The sequence below is a fragment of the Tissierella sp. QWL-11 genome (assembly GCF_058683765.1).
This window is the reverse complement of the sequence record NZ_CM178750.1, coordinates 1,071,874-1,098,108: the sequence shown is the minus strand read 5'-3', so window position 1 is coordinate 1,098,108 and position 26,235 is coordinate 1,071,874. Positions and strand designations below refer to the sequence as shown.

Sequence of the window (26,235 nt, the reverse complement as noted above, 5' to 3'; positions counted from 1 at the left end):
GTCTGATTGAGTGATGACTTTGTCATAATTAGGGTGGTACCACGGATATAAATCTTTCGTCCCTATAAGTGTAGCTTTTAGCTATATTTGTAGGACGAGAGATTTTTTTATTTCTCTAATACATTCAATCAACAATAAAAATTAGGAGGAATAATTATGAAAAAGAAGATTTTGTTAGTTGGATTAATGATTGTAATTGTTTTAAATTTAGTGGCTTGTAGTCAAGATTCAAAGGTTGCAGATGCAAATGATAAAAATATTGAAGCTAACTCCCAAGAAAAATATGTGATAGGTGTAAGTCAATTAGTAGAGCATGTTTCTCTTGATAATGCACGACTTGGATTTGAAGATGGCTTAAAAGAACTTGGAATTGACGCTAAAGTAGTTTATCAAAATGCTCAGGGAGATATTCCTAATTCTATAAGTATAGCTCAAAAGTTTGTAAAGGATGAAGTAGACTTAATATATGCAATTGCTACACCGGCTGCTCAAAGTGCAAAGCAAGCTACAACTGATATTCCTATATTATTTAGTGCAGTAACTGATCCTGTAGAATCTGAAATAGTTAAGTCTTGGGCTACTGTTGGAGGAAATGTAACAGGGACTAGTGATATGGCACCTACTGAATCTCAACTAAAGATGTTTAAGGCAATTGATCCTAGTATAGAAAAAATAGGAATTTTATATAATACAAGTGAACCTAATTCTGAAATTCAAATTGAAGAGATAAAAAAACTTGCACCAAATGAAGGATTAGAGGTTGTAACAATGGGAGTATCAAATGTAAATGAAATCCCTCAAGCCCTTGATTCTTTACTATCTAAGGTAGATGCACTATATGCACTTACAGACAATATGATAGCTTCAAGTGTAGAGTTAGTATCTTCAAAGCTTGTTGAAAATGGAATGATTTCAGTATCTGCTGAAGAAGGTCAAGTAAATGGTGGTCTCTTAATTTCAAATGGTTTAAGCTATTATGAACTTGGAAAGCAAACCGCAAAAATGGCTCATGAAATATTAGTAAATAAAAAGCCTGTATCTGAAATTCCTGTTGAACTGGCAGATACGACTATTATCTCAGTAAATGAAAAAACTTTAAAAGAATTAAATTTAGATCCTAATTTAGATATATTTAAAAACGCAGAAATGAAATAATGAAATAAAGACTGGAGTGTTAGAAAATGAATGCATTAATCCTTACTTCTATAGAACAAGGACTGATATTTGGAATTTTAGCAATGGGAGTATTTATTACCTATAAAATACTTGATATAGCAGATCTCTCAGTAGAAGGAACTTTTCCCCTTGGGGCCTTTATATTTGCAAGATTTATATCCCAAGGATGGGGCCCAATAGAAAGCACTTTAGCTGCTTTCTTCTTTGGCTCTATCGGTGGATTATTTACCTCAATATTATTTACAAAACTAAAAATAAAACCTTTACTAGCTGGTATTTTAACCATGACTACACTATATTCTGTAAACTTAAGGATTAATGGTAAGGCCAACTTTCCCCTATTTAACTATACATCCATATTTGAATTTGGTCCTACTCTATTGATATTAGTAATAATAGTTTTAATAGTAAAGATAATATTAGACTTATTTTTAAAAACAGAAATGGGTTACCTTCTGATTGCCACTGGAGATAGTGAATCCCTTGTAAAATCTCTTGGAGCAAGTAGTAATAAATTCAAGATAATGGGTCTTATGATAGCTAACGGACTAGTAAGTTTAAGTGGTGCTTTGATGGCTCAATATAATGGGTTTGCAGATATTACCATGGGTAATTCTATTGTAGTCGTTGCTCTTGCATCTATTATAATAGGTGACACTTTTATGAAAAATTCAAGTTTTATAAAAAATACAACTAGAGCAATAATAGGAGCTATTATATATAAATTAATAGGCGGTATAGCAATAGATTTAGGTCTAGAACCTACAGATTTAAAAGCAATAAGTGCAATTATAGTAATAGTATTCATATCTTATAATAATTTTGCTCCAAATATATTTGGAAACAAAAATAGAAAGGATGGGAAGAAAAATGCTACAAATTAAAAATTTAACTAAAAATTATAATTCTAATACTGAAAATGAAATAAATGTATTTAATAATTTTAATTTGGAAATAGAGAAAAATAAATGTACAGCTATAATAGGACCTAATGGATGTGGTAAAAGTACTCTTTTAAATATAATTGGTGGTAGTATTGAAGCTGATAATCTAAATTTAATCTTAAACGGAAAAGACATATCTAATTTAAAAGAAGAAAAAAGATCAAAATATATTGGAAGAGTATATCAAAATCCATCATTTGGCGTCTCCCCTTCCCTTACTATTTTAGAAAATATGAGCTTAGGAGATAAAAAGGGAGAAAAATTTACATTAAAAAGATTGCTGAAGAAATCAAGGATCCCCCAATTTATAGAACTTCTAAAAGATTTAGACCTAGGCCTTGAAAATCAACTAAAGACAAAGGTAAAGTATCTATCTGGAGGTCAAAGACAATCTCTATCCCTCTTAATGGCTACTATGAAATTACCTGACCTATTATTACTTGATGAACATACTGCTGCTCTTGATCCTAAGACTTCCCATGTAGTAATGGAAAAGACAAGAAATTTAATAAAAAAACATAAAATCACCACTATAATGATCTCTCACAATATGAGAGATGCAGTAGAATATTCAGATAGAATAATCATGCTTGATAAGGGTCAGGTGGTACTAGATAAACCAAGTAAAGATGTAACGGAAGAAGAACTTATGAGAATTTATAGAGAAAAGCTTAATATAGCTGCATAAAAAAGAGACTGAGCTCAATTTAATATTGAAGCCAGTCTCTTTTTTTACTGAATATCGGATTTTTATAAGTCTAATTCTTTAGGATCAAATATGATTCTTTCTCCTTCATTTACTACGATACAGGGTAAGCCTACCCTATTTTCTTCTCTTATCTTATCAAATGCATCAAACTTTTCCCTTACATTGATAAACATTTTTAAATTCTTTATACTTTCATCTATATTGATATACTCAAACTCTACTCCCTTTTGTGAAAGAAACTCTTTCGCTGGTTTACAATTCGGTCAATTTCCACTTCCAAACATTATTATATTTTTCATTATATCTTCCTTTCTTAATCTTTGACTATTAAATTTCTATTTCTAGCATCTTCTATTAAGTTTGTCATAAATTCCCAAAGTTCATCTGAAGATTTTTCAACTGGAGAAATTCTCTTATAAATATCTGATTTGGAAACTTCATATTTTTTCCAAGTTCCACCTTCATTATAGTAATTACTAAGCATAGGTTGTATCCTATCCATACTTACAGCAAACAAGGCTTCTGGCGTCTTCCTCTCTTCAAATTCATCCCAAAGAGCTCTTAACTCTTTGCCCTTGTCCTCATCTAGCATACCATAAATCTTTTTAGCCGCTTCTAACTCTCTCTCCCTCTTATCACTATTTCCCACTTTATCATAGCAAAAAGTATCTCCTGCATAGAGTTCTACTAAATCATGGGTTAAAAGCATCTTTATTACTTTAAAAGTATCTACTTCCTTATTTGCATATTCATATAATACCATTGCCATAAGTGATATATGCCAAGAATGCTGTGCATCATCTTCTCTTTGGTCTTTTCCTATAATACTAGTCTGTCTTAGAATAGTCTTCATCCTATCTAATTCCACAATAAATTCTATGTCTTTTTTAAGTCTTTCACTAATCAAATGATCATCTCCTGTTTTTATAATTATCCTTAGATCTTAAAATTGAAGTAATTATCACAGCTACTAGAGGACCTATTATAATTCCCATGGGTCCAAATATAATAGACCCTAATATAGTAGCTATAAATGTATATAATGGTCTAACTCCTATATTCTTCCCCAATACATATGGCTCAATGATTTGTCTAGCTATAAGTAATATCACATATAAAATAGCTAATCCTTTGGCTAATTCTATATTTCCTAAAATAAAATTAATTAAAGCCCAAGGAAGCATTACAATACCGGACCCAATAACAGGTAAAATATCTAGGGCTGATATAGCTAGAGCTATTAATATACTAAATCTGATATCTATTATATTAAAACCTATACTAAGAATTATAAATGTTATAAACATTAAGGTCAACTGAGCTTTGATATATCCTCTTATTCCCTTGCCTGTATCCTTTATTATTTGATTTAAAATATTATTCTTATCCTTCATTGTATTCTCCTAATATTGTATTTAAGTTTATTATAAATAATAAATTTATAAGTTCATTTAATTGATTAAAGATACCTTAAGGTATCTTTATCTAATCTATATATTCATCATCTTCTATATTATCCTCATCATCTTCTATATCATCATATAATTCCTCTAGATATGAGTCTCCTTCTATATCCTCTACTTCTTCACCAATGTCATATTTGTGATCCACATACAAAAGTATATCTCCGTTTTCAAGGCTTCTATAGTACAAATCTCTGTCTTCTTCATCTAAATCTAATTCAGCAAATATATCAAGGAGTGATTCACTACCTATGATTAAATTTTTAAAAGCATCTAATGTAGTCTCTTCGTCTTTCACTTCCACATCAGTTATATCCTCTAATTCTTCTATATCATAATCTTCACTATTATTTACTATAATATACATATCCTCATCACTATAGTCTAAATCTTTTAATTGATTTACTCTTTCTATTACCTGATACTCGTCATAATAAATTTCTATAGTTTTAGACTTCAACTTTAACACTCCTTTTCTTATATTTTAATATAATTTTACCCCATATATTATCCCATAAACATTGAGAGATATATGTTTTTTATGTATTATGAATAATATATTTTAAAAAGAAGAAAATAAGAACAATAATAAGAAAAACACCAAATTATAAAGTAGGAAAAGAGATAATTTTCCTATTCATTATAAGATTATTGGAGGTAAAGTTTTGAAAAATCCTATTTCTCTACTGTTGGCAGTGAGTATATCCTTAAATACAATATATATTCCATCTATATTTGAAAATTTAATACCTAAAAAAGAAAGGGTCAATTATAGTAATATAGAAATATTGATGGATAATATAAATAAAAATTATGATATTCCTGATATATCTGGAAAAGTAGAAAATCTTCCTTGGAAAAATGATAAAGATTTCTTGAAGGCAAAAAACAAATACGATACTCCCTATTTAATATCTGCATACTGTGCAGTTTTAAACAATCCACTTCCTGGAGAATCCTTCAATGTAGACCTTGCAAGTAAAATGATTAAAGGAGAAACAATTAAACCTGGTAAAACTTTTTCACAAAATAAAGTACTAGGTCCTTATAGTGAAAAACAAGGATTTAAAAAAGGTGCATCCTATATTGGAGGGAATATTGTTATGACAACTGGAGGTGGGGTTTGTAAAATTGCAACTACATTATACAATTTAGCTGTTTTCTCTAATTTAGAAATAGTAGAAAGACATAGTCATTCTATGCCTATTAATTATGTTCCCTATGGCCAAGATGCCACTGTATCTTATGGAATAAAAGACTTTAAATTTAAAAATACTAGTGAATCAAATATACTTATATGGTCTAAATTAATAGACAATAGACTATATATTGGATTTTATGGTAAATATAGACCACCAGAAATTACCTGGAATCATGAAATAAAAGATTTAAAACAGCCTTCTATAAAATATATTAAAAATGAAGATTTAAAACAAGGTGAAATGAATACTTTAATTAAAGGTTTAAATGGCGCATGGGTAAAATCTTCTATAACAGTAAAAAATAAAGATGGTTCCAGCTATGAGCGTGAGATGAGTATAAGTAATTACTCACCACTCCCTGAATTAATTGAGATAAACTAATCTAAATAGATTTATGTATTAATTTAAAATTAATTGGGTATGAATATTGTATAGAAAAAATTATCCTTAAGGAGGTATTATAAATGGATAAAAATAAAAAGAATTTCAACAATTATCACGATGATCATGTAGATATGACTTGTAATCCTTCTGATGATTTAGAGAATTATGAAAGAGTCAAAAATTACTCTAAAATTGGTAAAAATGGCATTCCTATCAATGAAGGTGTAGATCAAAAAAGGAAAAATGACCCTAAATTAGAAAATACTGCAACAGATGTATATTATAAAACTCAATGTAAAATACCCGATTCCAAAGTAGCTATACCAACTTATGATGCAGTTGTAGAAGCTAAAGATTGGGTAGATGATGAAAATAAAATGTAGTCCTTTTAAAGGACTACATTTTATTTGGATATTTATTGCTAATCTTCTCATAATAATAACATAATCTTTGAGAGGATGAGATACATGAAAAATAAAAATGCAATGGGTGAAATGATAAATCAAGTTAAAAACTTAGAAAAAAATAATCTTTCAAGTATGGAGTATACAAATAGCTTATCTATGTTAATTAATTCTAATGACTTGGCCCAAGTTAAAGATAAAGAATTAGCTAAAAAAATAGATGATTTAAATAAAAATATAGAAAATGTAAATTCACTTACCTCTGAGCTATTAGATAGTCTAGTAAGTAAATATAATTAGTATTTTAAAACCCTTTGACTAGTCAAAGGGTTCATTTCTGTAAAAGTTTACTCGCTCTTCTAATGTGGGATGTGTGTGATACCATAGCTTATATAGTTTAGAAGGTCTTGGAATTCCTAAACTTGTTTCATATAATTTTTCCATAGCACTTACAGCCGATTCCCTATCATGGGTTAAATTTATCTCATATCTATCTGCTTCTACTTCTTTAGCTCTAGTTACATAATTTGAAATTGGACTTCCAACGAAATTATATAAATTAAGTAAAAAAATAAATAAGGGTAGGGAAGCATAATTAAATATATTTTTAAATCCAAATCTTCCATAGGATCTATAAAGTATCCAATTGCTACCTATATATATTAAGAAAAGGATTAAAATACTTCCTACACTGCCAAATAAAATATTCTTCCAAATGTGTCCCTTTACATAATGACCTATTTCATGAGCAGTAATACTTAGCACTTCATCTCTATCTAAATTATTTATAGTAGTATCCCAAAGGACTATCCGCTTGGATTTATAAATACCTGTCATATAGGCATTCATAGTTTTCGTATCTTTACTTTTATCTACTACATATATCTTTGCGTCCTTTATATCAGCTTTCTCAAAAAGTTTATTTATTTCCATCTCTAATTCTTTATCTTCTATGGACATATAATCATTTAAGATTGGGTCTATTACAAATGGAGATATAAATACTACAAATATTATAATAGGAATAATAAGCAATCCAATTTGTAACCACCAAGTTTTAGGGCTACTATAGATAATTGAATAAGGTATCCATATAAGTAAAATAATAGGTAGATTATTTATTAAAAATCCTTTAAGACTTAGTTCTAACCATCTCAAAAGACTTTGATCAGTAAGACCATATTTATGTCTTAGAAAAAAAGAAGAATAATAGTTTAAAGGTAGATTAATTAAAAACATCAATCCTAAAAAAATAAATCCATAAACTATTCCTGATAAAATAAGCCCTCTTCCTCTACTTGCAAATAAGCTTATCTTTTGAGATAGACCTGTAGTTAAAAACAATAGGGGAATCAAAAAACTCAAGACCAATCTAATAGCCCAAATATTTAAACTATCTTTACGATATTGATAGCTTATTTCTGGAAGGTCAGGATAATCGGTTCTCAGCTTTTCCATGTTCCTATATTCACTTAAAAACATAAATCCTATAAATATAAACAAAGCTAAAAAAATTACTATTATAACAAGCTTCAATCTCCTGTCCAATATATCACCTTCTTATTAAATTATGTTCTATTATTATATTTATTATAAAAATATAGTTTTATTACAAAAAAGTGATATTTACAAGGGCGAGACAAGACACCAGATCTCTTATCCCATTATAATTCTATTCGCTTTTCTATTAAATATCCTGTAGATAAAAATGCTAATATAGATATTACCAGTTGAAATAAAATACTTGCCATATTTATATATGCATTATAATTAGTACCAAATACAATTCCTGAATTTATATTCTCATTTATATGGGACATAATACTAAGCTCATGTAAACTGGCAATATCAAAATTTGCTAAGTTTATATAATATGGTAAAGCATTTACCATTTTCAAATTAAAGTAGTTTACTAAGCCAGCAACAATTAAAAACAAGATAAACCATAGACTTCCTATTTTTTTATTTTTTATACTTATCTTACTTATTGCAATTGAAAAATAAATTAAGATTAGAGTCATTACAGATGATAATAAACCCATTATACTTGCACTTATCATTCCACTATTTATAATTCCACTATTTATGATTCGAGTTATTTCTTTTAATACAAATTCTAGATCACCTCTAAATAAAATTACTCCAAGTAATAGATTGTATAAAAGTATTGAGATCCCTATTATAATAAACCAAAGTAGTGCTACAACTAACTTACTTCCTAGGATTTGATTCCCACTAAGTGGTAGAGTAAATGTAAGATATCCCCTATCTTCATATAATTCTTTTCTAAATGACCCTATTATATAAAAGAATAAAGTTAAAAATGCTCCAAATATTATAAATGGTGATATTATTAATAGGAATCTTGTGATTCCAAAGCCTTTCATACTTTCTCCAATAACCATGGAATTCATATCTTTAGATATATTAAATTGTATTATTGTAGATGCTAGGAGAATTATTGCCAAAATCCCTAGTACAAATTTATAAGTTCCTTTAATTTCATATTTCATATATTTTCTCATATTTAATCCTCCTACCCAAATATTTCTTTATATAATTCATCTATTTGCATCTTCTTTTCTTCCCTTAAAACCTCAGCATTTCCTTCTAATTCTACTATACCATCCTTTAGAAATATAACATCTTCAAAGATATTTTCCATATCTCTAACCAAATGAGTAGTTATAATCATTGTACTATCTTCATTATAATTTTTAATAATTGCATCTAAAATTTGATCTCTAGCTACAGGATCTACCCCTGCTATAGGCTCGTCTAATATATAAACCTTTGCTCTTCTAGATAAAACTAAAAGAAGATTTAATTTTTCCATCATTCCTTTGGATAAAGAGGACAATTTCATATCTTTATTTAATTTCATAAAATCTAGTAATTCAAGAGATTTTTCTTCATCAAAATCTTTATAAAAATCCTTGTAAAACCCTATAGCCTCACTTATATCCATCCATTTATATAAAAAATTTCTATCTGGTAAATATGACACTATGGATTTTGTATAGACTCCTGGATTTTTTCCATCTATTAGCACTTCACCCTTAGTCTGCCTTAAGATACCTGTCATTATTTTTATTAATGTAGTCTTTCCACTACCATTTGGTCCTAGTATTCCTACAACTTTACCCTTTTTAATATTTAAATCTAGATTATTTAAAGCTTTATTTCTTAAGTAGTACTTTGATAATCCTTTGATTTCTATTATATTTTCCATCTATTAAGCCTCCTCTTTATCTTCTATCAAATCTATAATTTCTCTCTTACCATACCCTATAGACTTCATGTCTTGTATAAAGCTATCAACATAAGTATTTGCCATATCATTTTTTAGACTATCTATCTTCTTTTTATCTTCTGTAACAAAAGTTCCCATTCCTCTTTGGGTAAAGACTAAATCTTCTCTTTCTAATTCTCCATAACTTCTTTGAATAGTATTTGGATTTACTTTTAACTTAGTAGCCATTTCTCTAACAGACTCCAATTTTTCTCCCTCCCTCAACTCCCCTATAACTATCTGTCTCTTTATATAATTCATAATTTGAATATAAATAGGCAAGTTATTATCAAAATTCATTTTAACACCTCCGTTTGTATCGTTGTATTAATTACATAGTACACTATCATCCTATGTCTGTCAAGGATTTTAATATAAAAAAATAAGCCTTTCGGCTTATTTTATTTCCCCATTTCCCTACTCTTATTTGCACATGCTCTTACAGCTTGAATCATAGTATTTCTAAGGCCGTTAGCTTCTAAATTGGTTACTGCTTCTATTGTAGTTCCACCTGGTGAGCAAACATTATCTTTTAATCTCCCTGGATGCAATCCAGTATCTAAGACCATCTTAGCTCCACCTAATACAGCTTGGGCCGCCATGGTATAAGCTTTATCCCTAGGAATTCCTTCTAGCACTCCTGCATCTGCCATAGCCTCTATAATCATATATATATATGCAGGTGATGACCCGCATAGAGCTGTAAATCCATCCATTAAATTTTCTTCTATTATTTCTGTTTTTCCAAAGCTATTAAATATTTTCATGACACCTTCTATATCTGATTCTTCCAAATTCTCTCCAGGAGATAGAGCACTCATACCTTCACCTACCATAGCAGGCGTATTTGGCATAGTCTTTATATATTTTGTGCCTTCGTTTAAACTATTTTTTAGAAAATCTAAACTTATCCCTGCTCCTATAGATATTACTACTGCATCTTTTTTAATATTATCTTTTATCTCATTTAAAATTTTTTCATACATATAAGGTTTTATTGCCAATATTATAAAATCTGATTCTTTTGCAACTTCTTTATTTTCTAAAGTAATTGTAATATTATATTTTTCTTTTACTTTATCTAAAGTAGCCTTAGTATTTGCAGATGCAATTACATTTTCAGACTCTACTAATCTGGACTTTATAATTCCATTTATCATAGCCTGAGCCATATTACCACAGCCTATAAATCCTATATTTTTTTTCATCTACACCTCTCCTTTGTTTATTAAACTTTTTGCAAACTTTAATAAAAATTGTATCAATAAAATATCTAAAGTTCAACAATAGTTATTCATTCATTAAGTCGCTAGCTATATTTTCTAGTATATCTATTTTAAATATTAAAGTTATCATCCTCACTACATTTAAATTTATATACGAATATATTTGTCTTATTTATTTTAACATATCCAATAAATATATATCCTCTTTATAATTATAATTTCTCCATTTGAGCAATATCTAATGAGTTTTTTTAGAAATACTTTCAAATGTTTTGTTGTCTTTTAATATCTTTATATAGGATTTCACTTTATATGACCATACTTGACCTGAAGGCTTCCATTGTATTTTTTGATGCTGGCCTTTTTGATATATCTTATTATTTCTCAATTGTATAAATTCACAAATAAATCTAAATACAACTTATTTATTTGAATTTTGGTATCAAATTTTTTTACCGTAGTTTTCATCATATTTATAATCTAAATAATAATGTAATTCTACTATCAATATATATACTATTAAGTTTAAGGTTAAATCTTTAGTACATCTTTAATAACTTTAACTGTTTTGTTAATCAACTTCTTCTATTAATGCAATTGTGTTAATATTTTCCTATCTAATTTTTTTCTTCTCACAACAAAATCCTCCTGGTTAAGTTAAGTTTACCTTTACATGGAGGATTTTCATACGAAGATTATTTTACTATTTATCTAAGCTAGTAACTCTATCTCTAAAGCACAAGTTTCTATATTCTCTTAATTACTCAAATATTCATCTACTATTCTAACGAAAACTTCTACACCATATTTTAATGTACTCTCATCAATATTAAATCTTTGATTATGATGTGGATGATGGGAGCCTACTTCCTCATTTCTAGTTCCAACAAAGAGCAATGCACCACCATATTCTTCTAATAATAAAGCAAAATCTTCTCCACCCATAACTTTTTCCATTTTTACTATTGCGTCTTTTCCCATAGCTTTTTCTGCTGCTATAGATGCTACTTTTGATGCCTCTTCACTATTGATAACTGGAGAAGTCCCGTGAATATATTCTACTTTTACCTTTGCACCAAAACTATCTGCTACTCCTCTTGCAACTTTTTCTATACTATATTCTATATCTTTTCTTACAGAATTATTAAATGTTCTGACTGTACCTTCTAAAACTGCATTTCTTGCTATTATATTATAATTTTCACCAGATTCTATTTTTCCTATACTTAGAACCACTGGCTCTAAAGGACTCGTCATTCTACTTATAATTAATTGTAGATTCATTACTATTGATGACGATATTACTAGAGCATCTACTCCTTGATGAGGAGCTGATCCATGCCCAGATTTCCCTTCTACAGTTATTTTAAATTTATCTGCAGAAGCCATTCTTGCCCCTGGTTCCAATGATATCTTTCCACTAGCTAGATCTGACCATAAATGGATAGAAAATATTTTATCTATTTCTTCTAATTCTCTGCTCTTTAAAAATGTTTTTGCACCTTCTATAACTTCCTCAGCTGGTTGAAATAACAATATTACTTTGCCTGAAAGCTCATTGCTTTTTTCTTGCAATATTTTAGCTGCTCCTAAAAGCATAGCAATATGTCCATCATGACCACAAGCATGCATTATACCTTGATTTGTAGAACAATAAGATATGTCATTTCCTTCAGCGATAGCTAATGCATCCATATCTGCTCTTAGCCCTATTGTTTTGCCTGCTCCCATTCCATTAATGGTAGCTATTATCCCCGTATCCTCTACCACTTTATATGGGATATTCATGTTATCCAATTCTTCCTTTATCTTTTTAGATGTATTTACTTCTTGCCAGCTTAATTCTGGATACATGTGAAAGTATCTTCTTAATTCAATAATATAATCTTCAATATTTAAAACACTCTGTTTTATTCCCTTCATAAAAATTCCTCCTATTTTATAAAGATTCTGTAACTAAATCTTTAATAACTTTTCTATTTTTCATAGGATCTAATTTTATTTTATCATAGCCATTTGCAATACATGTACATGACAACTTTGGCCTACCATTTACTAATAAAAGACATCTCCCACAAATACCATGATTACATACACTATGTTTGTAGTAACTTATTGTTGGATCTATTTCTAATGTAATATGATCTAATAAATCCATAATCGTAATATTTTTGTCCTTAGGCATTTCTATCTCAAACTCATCATAATAAGCATCTTTATTTTCAGTGCTATCATATCTATAAATCTGAATATTCATAAACACGCTCCTCATTAATTAATATTTTGTATTATAATTTATATCTTTATCAAGTAAATAGGACATTATATTATTATTATTTTTAGTAGGTAAAGGAATTTTAGTAACTATTGGTTTTCTAATCCATAATTTCATTTTATCTCCATCTTTCTCACTAATTATTTTATGCATATAGTTTTCGTTATCTACTTTAGGATAATCTTGTCTTATGTGACATCCTCTACTTTCTTTTCTCATTAATGCTGATTTAATTCCTATCTCTGCACAAATCATTAAATTTTGAACTTGTAGATAATCAATCCATTCATAATTATATGCTCTACTGTTGCTACTCAATTTTATATTTGGAAATTTATCTCTTTTTATTATTTCTAATTTATCAAGTGCATTCTGTAATTTGCTTTCATCTCTTATCATGCCAAATCCTTGATCACAGATTTTCTCAATCTCATCATGAATTTCTATAGAACTTATATTTCCATCTCCAGAAAATGGTTTCATTATATATCCAACTTGTCTTTCTATATCTGATGTATCTAAACTAACATTTTGAGATTTTTTGCTATATTCTGCAGCATTTATTCCCGCTCTATACCCTTGACATAACATTTCTGTTAATCCATCTCTTACTCTATTAGCTCCAAACACACCACTAGTTACTTCTCCCGCTGCATATAATCCTTCAACTGTAGTCTCCATATCTTCATTAACTACAATTCCTCCCATGCTATATTCATATCCTAATCCCACTTCTATCTTCCCATCTGAAAGCATCTTTTCTTTTACTTTTTCCATAGATTCCCCTTTATAATATCCATACTTATGCCATTTAGAGAATCTTTCAAAGAAATTATTTATAGAGTTTTCTAACTTTTGTTTATCATTTCCACTGTAATCCAAATAAACTCCATTTTCTTTTGTTCCTAAGCCATCTTCTATAGCTTGTCCCCAATAATACATACTTGTTAGCTTACTTAATTTTTTCCTTCTTGATATTTGCACTATATCATCTGGTATCTCTATTTCATTTTCATCTTTATCTAATACTATATAATCTATATCCTTCATATTGAACTCCATAACAAATGGATAAATGGATCCTTTAACCTCGCTTGGATAAAGTGCTGTTGCAAACGCTAAAAGAAATTCCATATCGGATATTTGTGCCCCCACTCTATAGGCCATCCCTATTCCATCTCCTGTCATATCTGTTACAGTATTCTTTAAGGAGCAAGGTTGAAAGCCTCCAGTGCCTAATATTACAGTTTTAGCATTAAACTGTATAATCTCACCAGTATAAATATTTACTCCTATAGCACCTACCACCTTATTAGAAGATACTAATAATTCTACAACCATTACATCTTCCATTATATCTATGCCTGTTTCCTCTCTTAATCCTTGTCTTAATGATTTAGTCCATGAAATTCCTGCTGATATCCAAGTTGATGGTGGTGAAAATAAGAATTTTTGATTCGCTTTTTCTCCCCATTCTAGTAGTTCTTTTACTACTTTAGGACTATCGTCTACATATTGTTGCACTAAATTCTGATCACTTATGAAATATGACTCCTTAATTATATTCTCAAAAAGTATATCCTTTGTAAAATTTGGATCAGCATTTTTTATTTCTAATACATTATATGCACTTTCTCCGTCTATTGAGAAACCTCCCCCAGCCATTATAGCATTTCCACTTTGTCCTATTTTCCCTTTTGATACCACCATAACCTTTTCAGCGCCAGCTCTTTTTGCTGATATAGCAGACATAACTCCTGCTCCAGAACCTCCTACTGATAAAACATCTACTTCTACAATCCTACTTATCATTAATAAACCTCCTTATATAATATAGAGAAGCCAAGGCCTCTCTATATTATTGATATCTTATCCTAAAAATCTTTTGATATAAGTTATTACTGAGTAAAAGTTAAATAATGTTATAACTATACACATCAATGTTGTATACCACTTATTTCTATACTCACCAAAATACTTTTTACTACTTGTATAATAAGTTAAAGTTAATATTATAATAAATCCACCTAAATTTAGTAATCCTATGAAGTTTACTAAAATTTTCATAGCTGCCCCAGCTGACAATCCTCCTAGCAATACTACAAAAATTCCTATCCAAACTATATTTTTAACTTTTTTATCGTCTAAGCTTTCTCCTAAGTTCAATAAACTTGTTATACCATATGAACCTATAGTACTCATACCACCAATAGTTGTAAATAGTGCTCCGAAGAATCCTACTGAAAATACCCACTTAGCAAATGAACCTGCTATAGGCTCTAAACTTTTTGCCGCATCTAGTGCTGATGATACTTCAACTCCTGCTGGGTGAAGTACTTCTGCAGCTGATAGATATGCACCTATGCTAAATATAGTAAATGTTAATGTGAAATAAATTTGATCCCATGCTATATATTTTAAATTTTTTGGACTTGTAAATTTACTATCTTTAACACTAAATGAATACCACAATGCTGATGTTCCTGGTGATGATCCTCCAATAATTGCAGCTATTACCATTGCACTAGCAGTTGTAGGAAGATTAGGAACTAATCCCGAAGCTACTGAACTAACATCAGGCTTCACATATATGAGATTAACTAAGTATAATACCGCTGTAATTGTTACCATTGCCGATGCTAACTTGATTGTATTGTTTTTACCTTTTGTAAAGACATATCCTGCTAATATTACTATTAATGCAAATATTATTAGCGCTGCTGTCCCATCTAGTCCTGAAATGTATTTAACTAAATCCAACATTGCCACACCTTGAGAAAATATTACCATATACCATGTAGCTAATACTATAGTCAATAAGCCTTTGGCAAATATTGGGTTTATTTCTTGGGAAATAAACTCGAACACATTTACCTTTTTTACCGCTGCTACTTTTCCACCTACATAGGCTACAAATCCTGACATTATACCACTTAAAACTATAATCCACAGCAAACTATATCCAAAATCTGCTCCCGCAGTTGCTACTGAGGCTAATGTTCCTGGTCCCATTACCGCTGACATTAATACTGAACCAGCCCCAAGAAATGACATAATATAGGCTAATTTTTTAAATATACTTCCCTCAGGCATATTAAATTCTCTTACAATTGTTTTGTCATCATTTTTCATTATTCTTCCTCCTAAGTAGTCATTGGAACCTATTTTTATTACCTTCGTAATCTTCTATAGATTCGAAGTCAACATCCTTAAATTCCATTAATATTTCTAAAGTTTCTTTACCAAATTCTTTTTTATAATCTTTTAAGCTTGTATCTATTACTTTTTTTCCTAATTGTCCATGATATTTTATCAAACTATCTTGCATGGCATTAAAAATATGTGCAATATGATAGTCCCAAGGTTTTACTGCTAAACCATTTAATATCTTCTTTCTTCTATTTATTTCTTCAAAGTCTTCTTTATTTAATTTTTCTTCTCTAAAATAAAAGTTACATTTCTCTGAACCTTCTGTTCGATTAGCTATTAAGTCTAAATTTAAATCTTCCCTAAAACCTCTAGCTAGAGCTGAATCTACATGTTTACAATAATACTTACCTTCTTCTAACATATCCCTCTCATTCCAGCAGTCATACCAGGAGCATTTATGTGCCACCATATTTAATTCAGGATCTAAATTTGGAAATTTAATATCCATTTCAGATGCTTCATACGGGATCCACTCACCATATACTAGATAGTTTAAAGCACTTAGATCTTCCCCATCTTTTAAAACTCTTCCAGCCATTCTTCTTCCTCTTTGCTCTCCATATTTTATTACACCATTTTCTATGGCTTCTTCCACTTCTCTTCCTATGATATCCAAAGCATTTTTTACTATAAATGCAAAAAGTACTGAATGCTCTTTCGCCGATAGTTTGGATCTAACTAGTTCTTTTTTCATTTATCTCTCCCCTTATTTGTTTATCATAATTTTTAATATTTCTCTGTCTGCTGGCTCCATTCCCGCGCTGCAAAAATGTCCTAAATTTTTGATAGTATTTTCAGCATCTGGACTTACTATACCATCTAGCTCTCCTATTATTACATTGTTCATCGCAAGTTTCGCCTGAATGATCGCCTCTGAAGCTGCCGTAGATAATTTAAATGCACAACCACCTTTAGCTCCATCACAAACCATTCCTGCAAGTGTTCCTACCATGTTTTTAATTGCCCCTGTTATTTGTTCATCTGTTCCTCCCAGTGCCCATGTAATTGAAGCTGACGCTCCTATCCCTGCTGCTACAGCACAACCACATACTGGAGATAGTCCTCCTGTGAATATCTTAATATAAGCGGTAGTCAGATGACTAAATGCAAGTGTTCTGGCTAATTTTTCATCTCCGCAATCTAAATGTTCACATATTATAGTGGGAGGAATTATAGCTGTAATACCATGGTTTCCACTTCCTGCACTGCTCATAACTGGCATATTTACTCCTGCCATCCTAGCATCACAAGCTGCAGATGTATAAACTCTAGCTCTATTTATAATATCTTTTTGCATCACCCCTTCATCCATTAATAAATTCATTGCTGCTCCTAAACCTGGTCCTGACTTTTCTTTTAATCCTACTTCAGCCATGTCCATGTTTAATTTGACACCTTCAAGTAAAAACTTGATATCATCAAAAGATATATTCTCTACAAAATTTCTAATATCACTTAGAGTTATATCTTTTAGATACTCATTACTAAATGCATCTTGCTTTTGTTTAGTCTCTTTTTCAAATAAAACATTACCATCAGATTCTACATATACAATATTTGTATGGCTATCTTTTATTATACATATACCTGTACCTTTTTCTGTAACAACTTCAGCCTCTATATAAAAATTACCTTTTTCTGTCTCTAAATTAACTTCTACTAAATTTTTATCTATTAGCTCTTGAGCTTTATCTATTGTATTTTTATCTACATTTCTAAATACTTCTAATCCTAATGAAGGATCTCCACATGTAACTCCTAGGGCTGCTGCAAATACTAAACCTATTTCTTTTGTACCAGGGATTCCTACTCCCATACCATTTTTGAAAATATTTGCACTTACATCAACTTTTATATTTTTTACTTCTCCCTTTACTTCTTCATAAGCCTTCGATGTAGCTAATCCTACTGCAACTGGTTCAGTACAACCTAAAGCTGGCTTTACTCCGTTTATAAGGCTTTTAAGTAATTTTTCTTCGAGTTCATTTTTTTTCATTGCCATCGCATCCATATTTATCTCCTCTCTTTCTATATATTATCTATAGCAAATATCATGCCAAAATTTAAATTATTATTTTAAAATAAAATAAGGGTATATTAAGAGGTTTGTATTAATTCTGGCAAAAAAAGAAACATAGAACAAGTTCCATGTTTTTCATGTATGAAAATCCATTTTCGGAAATCGAAAATCAACTATAATAAGTATTTATTTTTCTATATAAAGTAGTTAGACCTATGTTTAACTTTTTAGCAACTATTTTTTTTCCTTCTACAGTATCTCCAAACTCTAATAGAAGTTGTTTTATAATATCTTTTTCATATTCAAGTTTTAAATCTTCTAAAGTTTTATTATCTTCTAAATTGATTTTAGGAATTATATCTTTGGAACTATTTAAATCAATTCCCTCCATAATATAATCCGGCAAATCTTTTGGTTGTATATATTCATTATTAGAAAAACATATTCCATGCTCAAGCACATTTTCAAGTTCTCTAATATTGCCTGGCCAAGAGTATTTATTAAATATATCTTCTACTTCTTTAGATAACCGTTTTTCTTCTCTATTCATCATATAGCAAAGCTTTTTTATGATATGTTTTGCACACAAAAATACATCATCTTCTCGTTCTCTTAGAGGAGGTAAATTTATAGGAATTACATTTAATCTATAAAAAAGATCTAATCTAAATTCTCCATTTGATACCATTGCTTTTAAATCTTTATTGGTTGCAGATATAACTCTTATATTTATATCTATAGGCTTTTCTCCCCCTAATCTTTGAATACTTCTTTCTTGTAGTACTCTCAATAATTTAGTTTGCATATAAATAGGTAAATCCCCTATTTCATCTAAAAAAATTGTTCCGTTATTTGCCAATTCTATTAGCCCCTTCTTTCCATTAGCATTTGCTCCTGTAAAAGCTCCCTTCTCATAGCCAAATAGTTCAGACTCAATCAAATTCTCTGGCATGCTGGCACAGTTTATTGCTACAAAAGGCCCCTTCTTTCTGGTACTTTCGTTGTGTATAGATCTTGCAAACAATTCTTTTCCTGTACCACTATCTCCTTGAATAAGTATAGTAGAATCAGTAAACGCAGCAATTTTTGATTTGTTTATGGCTTTTAAAAAAGACTTGCTATTCCCTATTATATTTTCAAAATAAATTTTTTCTTTATTTACATATGTCTTTGCTAAGTTTATTATATCTCTTATAAATTCAAAGCTTATCATAAGTGAAAACTCTTTTTCACCTATTTTTATTTTATTTATATTATAGATTACTCTTACCTTCTCACCTTTTATATTCCAGCATCCTACTGTATCAATATTTGCAGTCTCTTGAAGATTTATACCCTCTATAAAGTCTTTTATATTTCTTTCTATTATCTTTTCTTCTGATATATTTATATTTAATATTTCTAAAGCAGTACTATTTATATGGATTATTTCTTTCCTAGAGTTTAAAATCATAATCCCTTTATTTAGACAATTTATTATTTCACTTACCTCAGTTATATCTCTTTTTAACTCATTAATAATATGGATATTGTCTATTTCTTGTTCTATAATACTTGCGGTTTCTTTCAACATATTAAAATATTCATCTTTTTTAAATCTCATGATATCAGCTTGTTCTACATCAAATGAAGCAAAACTTAAAACTCCTATTACTTCATCTTTTTCTTTTATGGGATAGGATATATTTGCAGACTCTCTACAGTTTTTTTGATTTGAACATCCAATACAATGTTTATTTGTCTCTAAATTAATTATGGGCTCTCCATATTTTAAAACCCTGGCAAACAAAGAGTCTTCTGAGCAAGCCTCATCAATTTTCCCATAAAAATCTCCTGTACCTATTATTCTGGTTAAATTTTTATCTGCCACTGCTACCTCTACATTTAGAGCTTGAGCTACTGTTTCTGATAAACTTTGTATCTTTGTTTGAATAAGTCTTAAATAAGACAAAATAATCACCCTCTAATTTAAATCTTTATTTAGTTTATCTATGTATATAGTATCATAATAAATGAAAAAATAGGAGCATATGCTCCTATTTTCTCATTGTCTTTTGAGCCCTAGGGTCTGCTATTAATTCATACCCACCCATGCTCGCTATTGTAACCATTATAGCGTTTATAATCGTTATTATTATCTCTTTTGGATTAGTACCATTATTTGCAAATATAAAAATCAATAAAAGAGCAATTATAAAAGAATATATTCTAACAGAGGCATCTCCAAACCTCCTTTTAACTATAGACTTTGTAAACTGCACAATAAGTATTACTGACGTAGTAAGTCCTGCAAATGTAGTTAAGCTCTCCATATTCATAAAATCATCAAACATATTATCCCTCCTGTATATATCTTTACTTAGATAATATGTTCCTTATATAAATTTTATGAAAAAAATCTACATTCCATATATATTTCCAACTGGTAAAGTAAACATCATCCCTACTCCTGGTTTATTTATATCTCCTAAAATTTCTTTTGTAGCTTTTATAGTAGTTTTTAAAAGTTCTTCATCTTCGATTACTGTAAATATAGTCTTATTATAAGGCCTAGAGTTATTTATATAATCTCTTATTGCTCCAAAAAAAGGTTCTTTACCATGTCCGCTATTAGTAATTGCAGAACCCATACCTTGACTATCTAATATAGTCGCTCCTTTGACACCAATTTCTACAAACTTATCTAATACATCCTCAAGACAATCTGGATCGTTTAGTACAACAAATAATACATTTATCATATTTACTCACCCTTCCATATTTATAGTATTAAGTCTATTTTTTCAAAGCTCCATTTTCCTCACCTGAGTTTACTATCCCAATTTTAGTAAATATAGGTCCAAATATTTCAAATACTAATACACTAAATAGTACAATTGTAACTATGCTCTCTCCAAATTGAGGAAGATCGTTACTAACGATTATAGATAGTCCTATTGATATCCCACCTAAGGGAAGTAAGCTCATACCTAAATACTTCACTACATTAGGTTCCGCTTTTACCATTTTAGCACCAATACCTGCGCCGACTACTTTTCCTAAGGCTCTTGCAATTATATAGGCTATTCCTATTAAACCTACACTTGATAATGCCTTTATATCTAAACCTGCACCTGCAAGTGTAAAAAACATTAAATAAATAGGTGGTGTCATATCTGATACTAAATCGAATATTCTTTTGGATTTCTGTACCACATTTACCACTACTGATCCTATCATCATATTTGTAAGTAATGATGATAGATGTAACATATTTGCCAAACTACTTCCAAGTATTATAAATCCAACTACTACAGACAATAACTCATCCCTGCTTTTAGTCTTAGGAGCTATGAAACTAAGTAATAGTCCTAAGATAAGACCTAGACCTAAGGATCCTACGATTTCTAATAAAGGAGCTAAAATCATTTGAATAAATGATATATCTGCTGACCCCATCATCATCTTAGCAATAGAAAGCGAGATACCAAAAGCCATAAGTCCTAGTGCATCATCTATAGCTACTACAGGTAAAATTGTATTTACCAAAGGTCCCTTTGCCTTTAATTCTCTAATTACTAATAGTACTCCTGCCGGTGCTGTAGCTGCTGCCATACTTGATATAACCAAACTGAAGGTAAAGGGTTGTTTAAATAAACTATACATAGTAAAGAAAACCAAAATCATAGTACCTATTACTTGAGCTAAGGTTATTATAAAAATATTTTTCCCAACTTTTTTTATTTCTTTTATCAAAAACTCATTTCCTATACTAAATGCAATTGCTCCTAGAGCAATATCATTTATAATTCCTAATTGATGGGCTTCTCCTGCCTTTATAATGTTTAGTAAAGAAGGCCCTATTAAAAGTCCCCCTACTATATATCCCGAAACATTCGGCAGTTTAAAAAGACTTGCAACTCTTCCACCTATAAGTCCTACAAAAATAATTATACTAATTTTTAAAAGCACATCCAAAACAATCATCTCCATTAATATTTTATATCTTTAACCATACTATTATACAGCTAACTTGTATAATCTTCAAGTATAGAATAAAAATATTTTTTAATTTATTAATTAGAGATTGTTTCTATTTGGTTTCAAGTATTAAGCTTTTTCCACCTTTAAATCCGGCTTTTTTAATGCTTTACCTTCTTCACCTGATTTTTGAATTGCAATTTTAGCTAATATAGGACCTACGACTTCATAGATTAATACACTAAATAATATTACCGTTATTACTGATTCACTAAATTGAGGTAATTCTCTACTTACTACCATAGACAAACCTATCGATATACCTCCCTGCGTCAATAAGCTCATACCTAAATATTTTACAACACTTTCTTCAGCCTTTACATATTTAGCACCTATAGTTGCTCCAATAATTTTCCCAGCCCCTCGAGCTATTATATATCCAATTCCTAGAAGTCCTACTTTAGATAATACCCCTAAATTTAAACTGGCTCCAGCTAGTGTAAAGAAAAGCAAGTAAATAGGTGGTGTTATATCTGCGACTAAATTAAATACTCTATTAGACTTTTTCATTAAGTTTACCAAAACTCCACCCATCATCATACATGTAAGTAGAGGAGATAAGTTTAACACGTTTGCAATTCCAGTCGCTGCAAAAATAAATCCTACTGCCATAGATAATAGTTCATCTCTACCTTTAGCCCTTGATCCAAGGTAACTTAGTAAGAACCCTAATATAAAGCCCAATAACAAGGAACCAACAATTTCTATTAGAGGAGTTGCTATTATTTTAAAAATAGAAAAACTCCCTACTCCAGACATAAGTTTTGCAATAGATAGTGATACACCAAAAACCATAATTCCTAAAGCATCATCTATTGCTACTACTGGTAATATAGTATTTACTAAAGGTCCCTTTGCCCTTAATTCTCTTATTACCATTAATATTCCTGCAGGTGCTGTGGCAGCAGACATACTTGCAATCACTAAACTAAACTCAAAACTTTGTTTAAATACAAAATAACTAGTTAAAAACACTAATAATACTGCACCTAGTACTTCTCCTATTGTTATTATTAAAACATTTTTACCGATTTTTTTTATATCTTTTAGCAAAAATTCATTTCCTATACTAAAAGCAATTGCTCCTAAAGCTATTTCATTTATAATACTTAAATTAGATACATCTCCTGCTCTAATTATATGTATAAATGATGGTCCTATTAGAAGCCCCCCTATTATATAGCCTGAAACACTGGGAAGTCTAAAGAAGTTTGCTAATCTACCTCCTAAAATTCCTACAAATATAACAACACTTAGCTTAAAAAGCAAATCCAAATATATCATACCTCCAAAGTTTTTATATGCTACATCATTATAGGCTATATTAAAGTAATAATCAAGTTTATGTAATATTATATATAAAATAAATATATTACTTCAGTATTTCCACACAAACAATTATTTAGATAACAGCACTAAATATAATAAAGATAAATAAAGTGTTTATTGGAATAAAAAATATAAGGTTTTTCAATATATTAAAAAGAAAAATAAAATTATAATAGAATAGAAAAATTCTAGAGAAGCTTGTGATAACAGTAAGATTCATAGATTAAAACTTGATTTGGCACACCCGAGAGGATTCGAACCCCCAACACCCTGGTCCGAAGCCAGGTGCTCTATCCAATTGAGCTACGGGTGCATGTTTTGAGAGAGTATAAATACTCTCTCATCTTTTAAAATATTAAATAAAGTATAGGGACTGTTATTATTATAGATATAATAACTCTTTCTGCCCAAATAATTATATAGTCTTTAAATGTAAGTGGTATTTCTGTAGCCATTATACAAGGTATAGAAGCCGAGAAAAATAATATTTCAGATACACTTATTACTGCTATTAAAAATCTAGTTATAAGTGGTGCTTCTGTTACAAGTAAAGCAGGTAAAAACATCTCTGCTATACTAAGTGCACTCGCCTTAGCTGCAAGTAATGGTTCTGGAACCCTTAGCAAAAGTGTAAATGGATAGAATATATATCCAACTATATCAAATACTGGAGTAAACTCTGCAATTATAAGTCCCAATACTCCTACTGACATAAGAGTAGGTCCTATTCCTATAGCAAGCATTATACCATCTTTTAGAGTTTTTGTCACGCTTTCTATGACAGTAGATAGTGTCAAGTTACTTTGGGTTTTATAAATAAAAGCATCTTCATATATTTATGTATTAAACTTAGGCTCCTCTAAAGGACTTAAGTATAGTGTTTAAGCCAGTATTTCTACCATCAGCTAATAGAGGTATGTTACCAATAACCTCATTTGCTGTTTTAGATATTATTTTTTTACTAATATTTCTCTTTTCTAATTTTAGTATTCTTTCTTTTTTTAACTGCTGTTTTCTTCTCTGATTAAATAGTTCATATACATTTCCACCGTTAGCCTTAAAAGCCCTCAATCTTGACATTTGATTGACTCCAACTTCACACCATCCAAGAGGTCTAGAACTTAGTCTATCTGATAATATATGACTTATGTGACCTTCTGCACTGCAGCCTATATAATCATCGTTATACTGATTTTTAATCCCTTCCCAGTTGTTTAAAATATATCTCTTTGAATCTTTAACTGATTCTTTCTTTGTATCTGTTTCTGTTTCTTCTAATATTATTTTAAAAAGCTCTTTAACATTTTCTATCTCTAATCTATTTATATAATTCCATAGGGGATGTGTTATATGTGGTAAATGAGCTGTAGCTTTCTTTACATACTTGGATAAATGAAATCTATCTAATACATATACAGACTTATTTATCCATCCTACTCCTTGTTTTATCCAGCTTGCACCATCTCCTGAAAGATATATCTTTTCTATTTTATCCATATCATAAGCTTCATCTATGTAATCAGCTACTTCCAGCCATAGATCTTCACTTGATTTATATACTCCACTAAATACTCTCTTATTTATCAATCTGTATCTATCTTTACTTACTTTTTCTCTTCCTTCATGAACATAAACAAGCTTTGGTTCTATACATTTACCTACTTGAAGAGCTACATGATCTTCATCAGCTTCAATGTATAAAAGCTTTATTTCATTATTTCTTTTCTTTATTGGAATTACATTGTTTTCTACAACATCAAGTTCTCTAATTGTATTCATTACTGTTTGACCTGTTATATCTAGATTGTCACTAGCTTGAATTCCACTTTTTCTGTAAGAGGAATCTATTGATTCTTCTACAAGCTTTGATTTCATTAATGTATCTATCTTATCATGTGCTTTTATTCCTAGCATTTCATCTGATAAATATTTGTATTCACCTGTTTTCTTATTTTCATAATATGTCCTTTTGTATTTAACTTCTCCAAATATTGTCCCTAAACTTTTTACATTATCTTTACTTTTTACAATCCAGTCTTGTTTTCTATTAATATCTTCTTTTACCCTTTTATCTATTTCTTCTAACGCCCCAGAAACTAGATCTACTCCTACTTCATTTAGTGTATTTTTTATATTTATTGCAAAGTCTGATATTCCTTTTCCTTCTTTTAATACTATTTCTAAGTTTTTATTTGTACTTTCAATGATTTTTTCTACAATTTGTTGTATAATTGTATTCATAAGAGCATCTCCTTTTATATGTGTATTTGGTTTGGACACCTATATACTATCATATCTTGGAATGCTCTTATTTTATTTTTGATTATTTTCCCCAATGTAATTTTACACTAAGATGACAGTAGGTGCTTTAGAAAAAGCATCCATACCTTCACTCCATGCCCTTGAAAGCATGTTTTTATTTATATAAAATAATTTTATATACTATATCTCCTCCTAGTACTATCTATAATATTATAGATCAATCCATCCGCTTCAGCTATTTTACATATATGGATGTATCCCTCCACTTGCCCCTTTATCCATAGTCTTTACAAATAGCGGAATTTTTATCTTAATACAC

Annotated in this window: 27 protein-coding genes, 1 tRNA gene, 1 pseudogene and 1 other annotated feature (1 of these 30 only partly in view); of the genes and pseudogenes, 6 read left to right on the top strand and 23 right to left on the bottom strand. The window is 29.7% G+C overall.

Features of this window, described 5'->3' with window-relative positions:
• Positions 1 to 67 (top strand) — a binding site (T-box leader); it begins 168 nt to the left of the window's first position.
• Positions 68 to 156: 89 nt separating this feature from the next.
• From AC4PG3_RS05190 to AC4PG3_RS05180, 3 genes are read left to right on the top strand one after another with little or no spacing between them, the layout of a single operon-like run.
• A complete protein-coding gene (locus tag AC4PG3_RS05190; RefSeq protein ID WP_492198001.1) occupies positions 157 to 1,155 on the top strand; it encodes an ABC transporter substrate-binding protein in 999 nt (332 codons plus the stop codon).
• 26 nt (positions 1,156 to 1,181) lie between these two features.
• Positions 1,182 to 2,060, top strand: a complete 879-nt coding sequence (locus tag AC4PG3_RS05185) for an ABC transporter permease (RefSeq protein WP_492198000.1) — start codon at positions 1,182 to 1,184, stop codon at positions 2,058 to 2,060.
• Entirely contained in the window at positions 2,047 to 2,808 is a 762-nt protein-coding gene (locus AC4PG3_RS05180) for an ABC transporter ATP-binding protein (protein ID WP_492197999.1), read from the top strand. The genes AC4PG3_RS05185 and AC4PG3_RS05180 overlap by 14 nt, the downstream gene beginning before the upstream one ends.
• Before the next feature lie 62 nt (positions 2,809 to 2,870).
• On the opposite strand, the pseudogene AC4PG3_RS05175 reads toward AC4PG3_RS05180, so the two are convergent.
• The 4 genes and pseudogenes from AC4PG3_RS05175 to AC4PG3_RS05160 all read right to left on the bottom strand — a co-directional run.
• Positions 2,871 to 3,080: pseudogene (locus tag AC4PG3_RS05175) on the bottom strand (glutaredoxin domain-containing protein); the annotation flags it as partial.
• 62 nt (positions 3,081 to 3,142) lie between these two features.
• Positions 3,143 to 3,736, bottom strand: a complete 594-nt coding sequence (locus AC4PG3_RS05170; protein ID WP_492197998.1) for an HD domain-containing protein — start codon at positions 3,734 to 3,736, stop codon at positions 3,143 to 3,145.
• A gap of 4 nt (positions 3,737 to 3,740) precedes the next feature.
• Positions 3,741 to 4,223 carry an AI-2E family transporter gene (locus tag AC4PG3_RS05165; protein WP_492197997.1) on the bottom strand — a complete coding sequence of 161 codons (483 nt, stop codon included), beginning with the start codon at positions 4,221 to 4,223 and terminating at the stop codon, positions 3,741 to 3,743.
• Positions 4,224 to 4,314: 91 nt separating this feature from the next.
• On the bottom strand, positions 4,315 to 4,752 hold the full coding sequence (locus AC4PG3_RS05160) for a general stress protein (protein ID WP_492197996.1): 438 nt from the start codon (positions 4,750 to 4,752) through the stop codon (positions 4,315 to 4,317).
• Between the two features lie 205 nt (positions 4,753 to 4,957).
• On the opposite strand from AC4PG3_RS05160, the gene AC4PG3_RS05155 reads away from it, so the two are divergent.
• The 3 genes from AC4PG3_RS05155 (at position 4,958) to AC4PG3_RS05145 (ending at position 6,582) form a co-directional block, all read left to right on the top strand.
• Positions 4,958 to 5,875, top strand: a complete 918-nt coding sequence (locus tag AC4PG3_RS05155) for a VanW family protein (RefSeq protein WP_492197995.1) — start codon at positions 4,958 to 4,960, stop codon at positions 5,873 to 5,875.
• Between the two features lie 83 nt (positions 5,876 to 5,958).
• A complete protein-coding gene (locus tag AC4PG3_RS05150; protein WP_492197994.1) occupies positions 5,959 to 6,261 on the top strand; it encodes a CDIF630_02480 family spore surface protein in 303 nt (100 codons plus the stop codon).
• 84 nt (positions 6,262 to 6,345) lie between these two features.
• Positions 6,346 to 6,582 (top strand): hypothetical protein, encoded by a 237-nt coding sequence (locus tag AC4PG3_RS05145; RefSeq protein WP_492197993.1) that lies wholly within the window; start codon positions 6,346 to 6,348, stop codon positions 6,580 to 6,582.
• Positions 6,583 to 6,600: 18 nt separating this feature from the next.
• Here the strand turns inward: AC4PG3_RS05145 and AC4PG3_RS05140 are convergent, their stop codons facing one another.
• From AC4PG3_RS05140 to AC4PG3_RS05050, 19 genes are all read right to left on the bottom strand, one after another.
• Positions 6,601 to 7,830 (bottom strand): M48 family metallopeptidase, encoded by a 1,230-nt coding sequence (locus AC4PG3_RS05140; protein ID WP_492197992.1) that lies wholly within the window; start codon positions 7,828 to 7,830, stop codon positions 6,601 to 6,603.
• 116 nt (positions 7,831 to 7,946) lie between these two features.
• Entirely contained in the window at positions 7,947 to 8,807 is an 861-nt protein-coding gene (locus AC4PG3_RS05135) for a hypothetical protein (protein ID WP_492197991.1), read from the bottom strand.
• Positions 8,808 to 8,818: 11 nt separating this feature from the next.
• Positions 8,819 to 9,514 (bottom strand): ABC transporter ATP-binding protein, encoded by a 696-nt coding sequence (locus tag AC4PG3_RS05130; protein WP_492197990.1) that lies wholly within the window; start codon positions 9,512 to 9,514, stop codon positions 8,819 to 8,821.
• A gap of 3 nt (positions 9,515 to 9,517) precedes the next feature.
• Positions 9,518 to 9,874 (bottom strand): GntR family transcriptional regulator, encoded by a 357-nt coding sequence (locus AC4PG3_RS05125; protein WP_492197989.1) that lies wholly within the window; start codon positions 9,872 to 9,874, stop codon positions 9,518 to 9,520.
• A gap of 101 nt (positions 9,875 to 9,975) precedes the next feature.
• Positions 9,976 to 10,782, bottom strand: coding sequence for a pyrroline-5-carboxylate reductase (gene proC, locus AC4PG3_RS05120; RefSeq protein ID WP_492197988.1), 807 nt, complete (start codon positions 10,780 to 10,782; stop codon positions 9,976 to 9,978).
• A 774-nt stretch (positions 10,783 to 11,556) separates the two neighbouring features.
• Positions 11,557 to 12,723: an amidohydrolase gene (locus AC4PG3_RS05115; RefSeq protein ID WP_492197987.1), complete on the bottom strand. Its 1,167-nt coding sequence runs from the start codon at positions 12,721 to 12,723 to the stop codon at positions 11,557 to 11,559.
• A 16-nt stretch (positions 12,724 to 12,739) separates the two neighbouring features.
• Positions 12,740 to 13,057 carry a 2Fe-2S iron-sulfur cluster-binding protein gene (locus tag AC4PG3_RS05110; protein ID WP_492197986.1) on the bottom strand — a complete coding sequence of 106 codons (318 nt, stop codon included), beginning with the start codon at positions 13,055 to 13,057 and terminating at the stop codon, positions 12,740 to 12,742.
• Between the two features lie 18 nt (positions 13,058 to 13,075).
• The gene (locus tag AC4PG3_RS05105) at positions 13,076 to 14,887 is read right to left on the bottom strand and encodes an FAD-binding protein (protein ID WP_492197985.1); all 1,812 of its coding nucleotides are present in this window, start codon (positions 14,885 to 14,887) and stop codon (positions 13,076 to 13,078) included.
• A gap of 57 nt (positions 14,888 to 14,944) precedes the next feature.
• Positions 14,945 to 16,207: an NRAMP family divalent metal transporter gene (locus AC4PG3_RS05100; RefSeq protein ID WP_492197984.1), complete on the bottom strand. Its 1,263-nt coding sequence runs from the start codon at positions 16,205 to 16,207 to the stop codon at positions 14,945 to 14,947.
• Between the two features lie 19 nt (positions 16,208 to 16,226).
• A complete protein-coding gene (locus tag AC4PG3_RS05095; RefSeq protein ID WP_492197983.1) occupies positions 16,227 to 16,979 on the bottom strand; it encodes an L-2-amino-thiazoline-4-carboxylic acid hydrolase in 753 nt (250 codons plus the stop codon).
• 12 nt (positions 16,980 to 16,991) lie between these two features.
• The gene (locus AC4PG3_RS05090) at positions 16,992 to 18,296 is read right to left on the bottom strand and encodes an L-cysteine desulfidase family protein (protein ID WP_492197982.1); all 1,305 of its coding nucleotides are present in this window, start codon (positions 18,294 to 18,296) and stop codon (positions 16,992 to 16,994) included.
• Between the two features lie 178 nt (positions 18,297 to 18,474).
• Positions 18,475 to 20,256, bottom strand: coding sequence for a sigma-54-dependent Fis family transcriptional regulator (locus AC4PG3_RS05085; RefSeq protein ID WP_492197981.1), 1,782 nt, complete (start codon positions 20,254 to 20,256; stop codon positions 18,475 to 18,477).
• Positions 20,257 to 20,341: 85 nt separating this feature from the next.
• Entirely contained in the window at positions 20,342 to 20,638 is a 297-nt protein-coding gene (locus tag AC4PG3_RS05080; RefSeq protein WP_492197980.1) for a hypothetical protein, read from the bottom strand.
• Between the two features lie 66 nt (positions 20,639 to 20,704).
• On the bottom strand, positions 20,705 to 21,046 hold the full coding sequence (locus AC4PG3_RS05075) for a P-II family nitrogen regulator (RefSeq protein ID WP_492197979.1): 342 nt from the start codon (positions 21,044 to 21,046) through the stop codon (positions 20,705 to 20,707).
• Positions 21,047 to 21,080: 34 nt separating this feature from the next.
• Positions 21,081 to 22,256 (bottom strand): cation:proton antiporter, encoded by a 1,176-nt coding sequence (locus AC4PG3_RS05070; protein WP_492198198.1) that lies wholly within the window; start codon positions 22,254 to 22,256, stop codon positions 21,081 to 21,083.
• A 138-nt stretch (positions 22,257 to 22,394) separates the two neighbouring features.
• Positions 22,395 to 23,600 (bottom strand): cation:proton antiporter, encoded by a 1,206-nt coding sequence (locus AC4PG3_RS05065; protein WP_492197978.1) that lies wholly within the window; start codon positions 23,598 to 23,600, stop codon positions 22,395 to 22,397.
• Between the two features lie 290 nt (positions 23,601 to 23,890).
• Positions 23,891 to 23,967 (bottom strand) — tRNA-Arg (locus tag AC4PG3_RS05060).
• Positions 23,968 to 24,001: 34 nt separating this feature from the next.
• Entirely contained in the window at positions 24,002 to 24,424 is a 423-nt protein-coding gene (locus tag AC4PG3_RS05055) for a hypothetical protein (protein WP_492197977.1), read from the bottom strand.
• Positions 24,425 to 24,503: 79 nt separating this feature from the next.
• Entirely contained in the window at positions 24,504 to 25,895 is a 1,392-nt protein-coding gene (locus AC4PG3_RS05050) for an ISLre2 family transposase (RefSeq protein WP_492196315.1), read from the bottom strand.
• Positions 25,896 to 26,235 lie beyond the last annotated feature (340 nt).

Bases quoted from the DNA above. Each gene is read 5' to 3' on its own strand.
- AC4PG3_RS05130 (WP_492197990.1), bottom strand. From the start codon at position 9,514: ATGGAAAATATAATAGAAATCAAAGGATTATCAAAGTACTACTTAAGA.
- AC4PG3_RS05100 (WP_492197984.1), bottom strand. From the start codon at position 16,207: ATGAAAAATGATGACAAAACAATTGTAAGAGAATTTAATATGCCTGAG.
- AC4PG3_RS05135 (WP_492197991.1), bottom strand. From the start codon at position 8,807: ATGAGAAAATATATGAAATATGAAATTAAAGGAACTTATAAATTTGTA.
- AC4PG3_RS05080 (WP_492197980.1), bottom strand. From the start codon at position 20,638: ATGTTTGATGATTTTATGAATATGGAGAGCTTAACTACATTTGCAGGA.
- AC4PG3_RS05190 (WP_492198001.1), top strand. From the start codon at position 157: ATGAAAAAGAAGATTTTGTTAGTTGGATTAATGATTGTAATTGTTTTA.
- AC4PG3_RS05125 (WP_492197989.1), bottom strand. From the start codon at position 9,874: ATGAATTTTGATAATAACTTGCCTATTTATATTCAAATTATGAATTAT.
- AC4PG3_RS05105 (WP_492197985.1), bottom strand. From the start codon at position 14,887: ATGATAAGTAGGATTGTAGAAGTAGATGTTTTATCAGTAGGAGGTTCT.
- AC4PG3_RS05150 (WP_492197994.1), top strand. From the start codon at position 5,959: ATGGATAAAAATAAAAAGAATTTCAACAATTATCACGATGATCATGTA.
- AC4PG3_RS05075 (WP_492197979.1), bottom strand. From the start codon at position 21,046: ATGATAAATGTATTATTTGTTGTACTAAACGATCCAGATTGTCTTGAG.
- AC4PG3_RS05115 (WP_492197987.1), bottom strand. From the start codon at position 12,723: ATGAAGGGAATAAAACAGAGTGTTTTAAATATTGAAGATTATATTATT.
- AC4PG3_RS05165 (WP_492197997.1), bottom strand. From the start codon at position 4,223: ATGAAGGATAAGAATAATATTTTAAATCAAATAATAAAGGATACAGGC.
- AC4PG3_RS05145 (WP_492197993.1), top strand. From the start codon at position 6,346: ATGAAAAATAAAAATGCAATGGGTGAAATGATAAATCAAGTTAAAAAC.
- AC4PG3_RS05050 (WP_492196315.1), bottom strand. From the start codon at position 25,895: ATGAATACAATTATACAACAAATTGTAGAAAAAATCATTGAAAGTACA.
- AC4PG3_RS05180 (WP_492197999.1), top strand. From the start codon at position 2,047: ATGCTACAAATTAAAAATTTAACTAAAAATTATAATTCTAATACTGAA.
- AC4PG3_RS05110 (WP_492197986.1), bottom strand. From the start codon at position 13,057: ATGAATATTCAGATTTATAGATATGATAGCACTGAAAATAAAGATGCT.
- AC4PG3_RS05090 (WP_492197982.1), bottom strand. From the start codon at position 18,296: ATGGATGCGATGGCAATGAAAAAAAATGAACTCGAAGAAAAATTACTT.
- proC (WP_492197988.1), bottom strand. From the start codon at position 10,782: ATGAAAAAAAATATAGGATTTATAGGCTGTGGTAATATGGCTCAGGCT.
- AC4PG3_RS05185 (WP_492198000.1), top strand. From the start codon at position 1,182: ATGAATGCATTAATCCTTACTTCTATAGAACAAGGACTGATATTTGGA.
- AC4PG3_RS05095 (WP_492197983.1), bottom strand. From the start codon at position 16,979: ATGAAAAAAGAACTAGTTAGATCCAAACTATCGGCGAAAGAGCATTCA.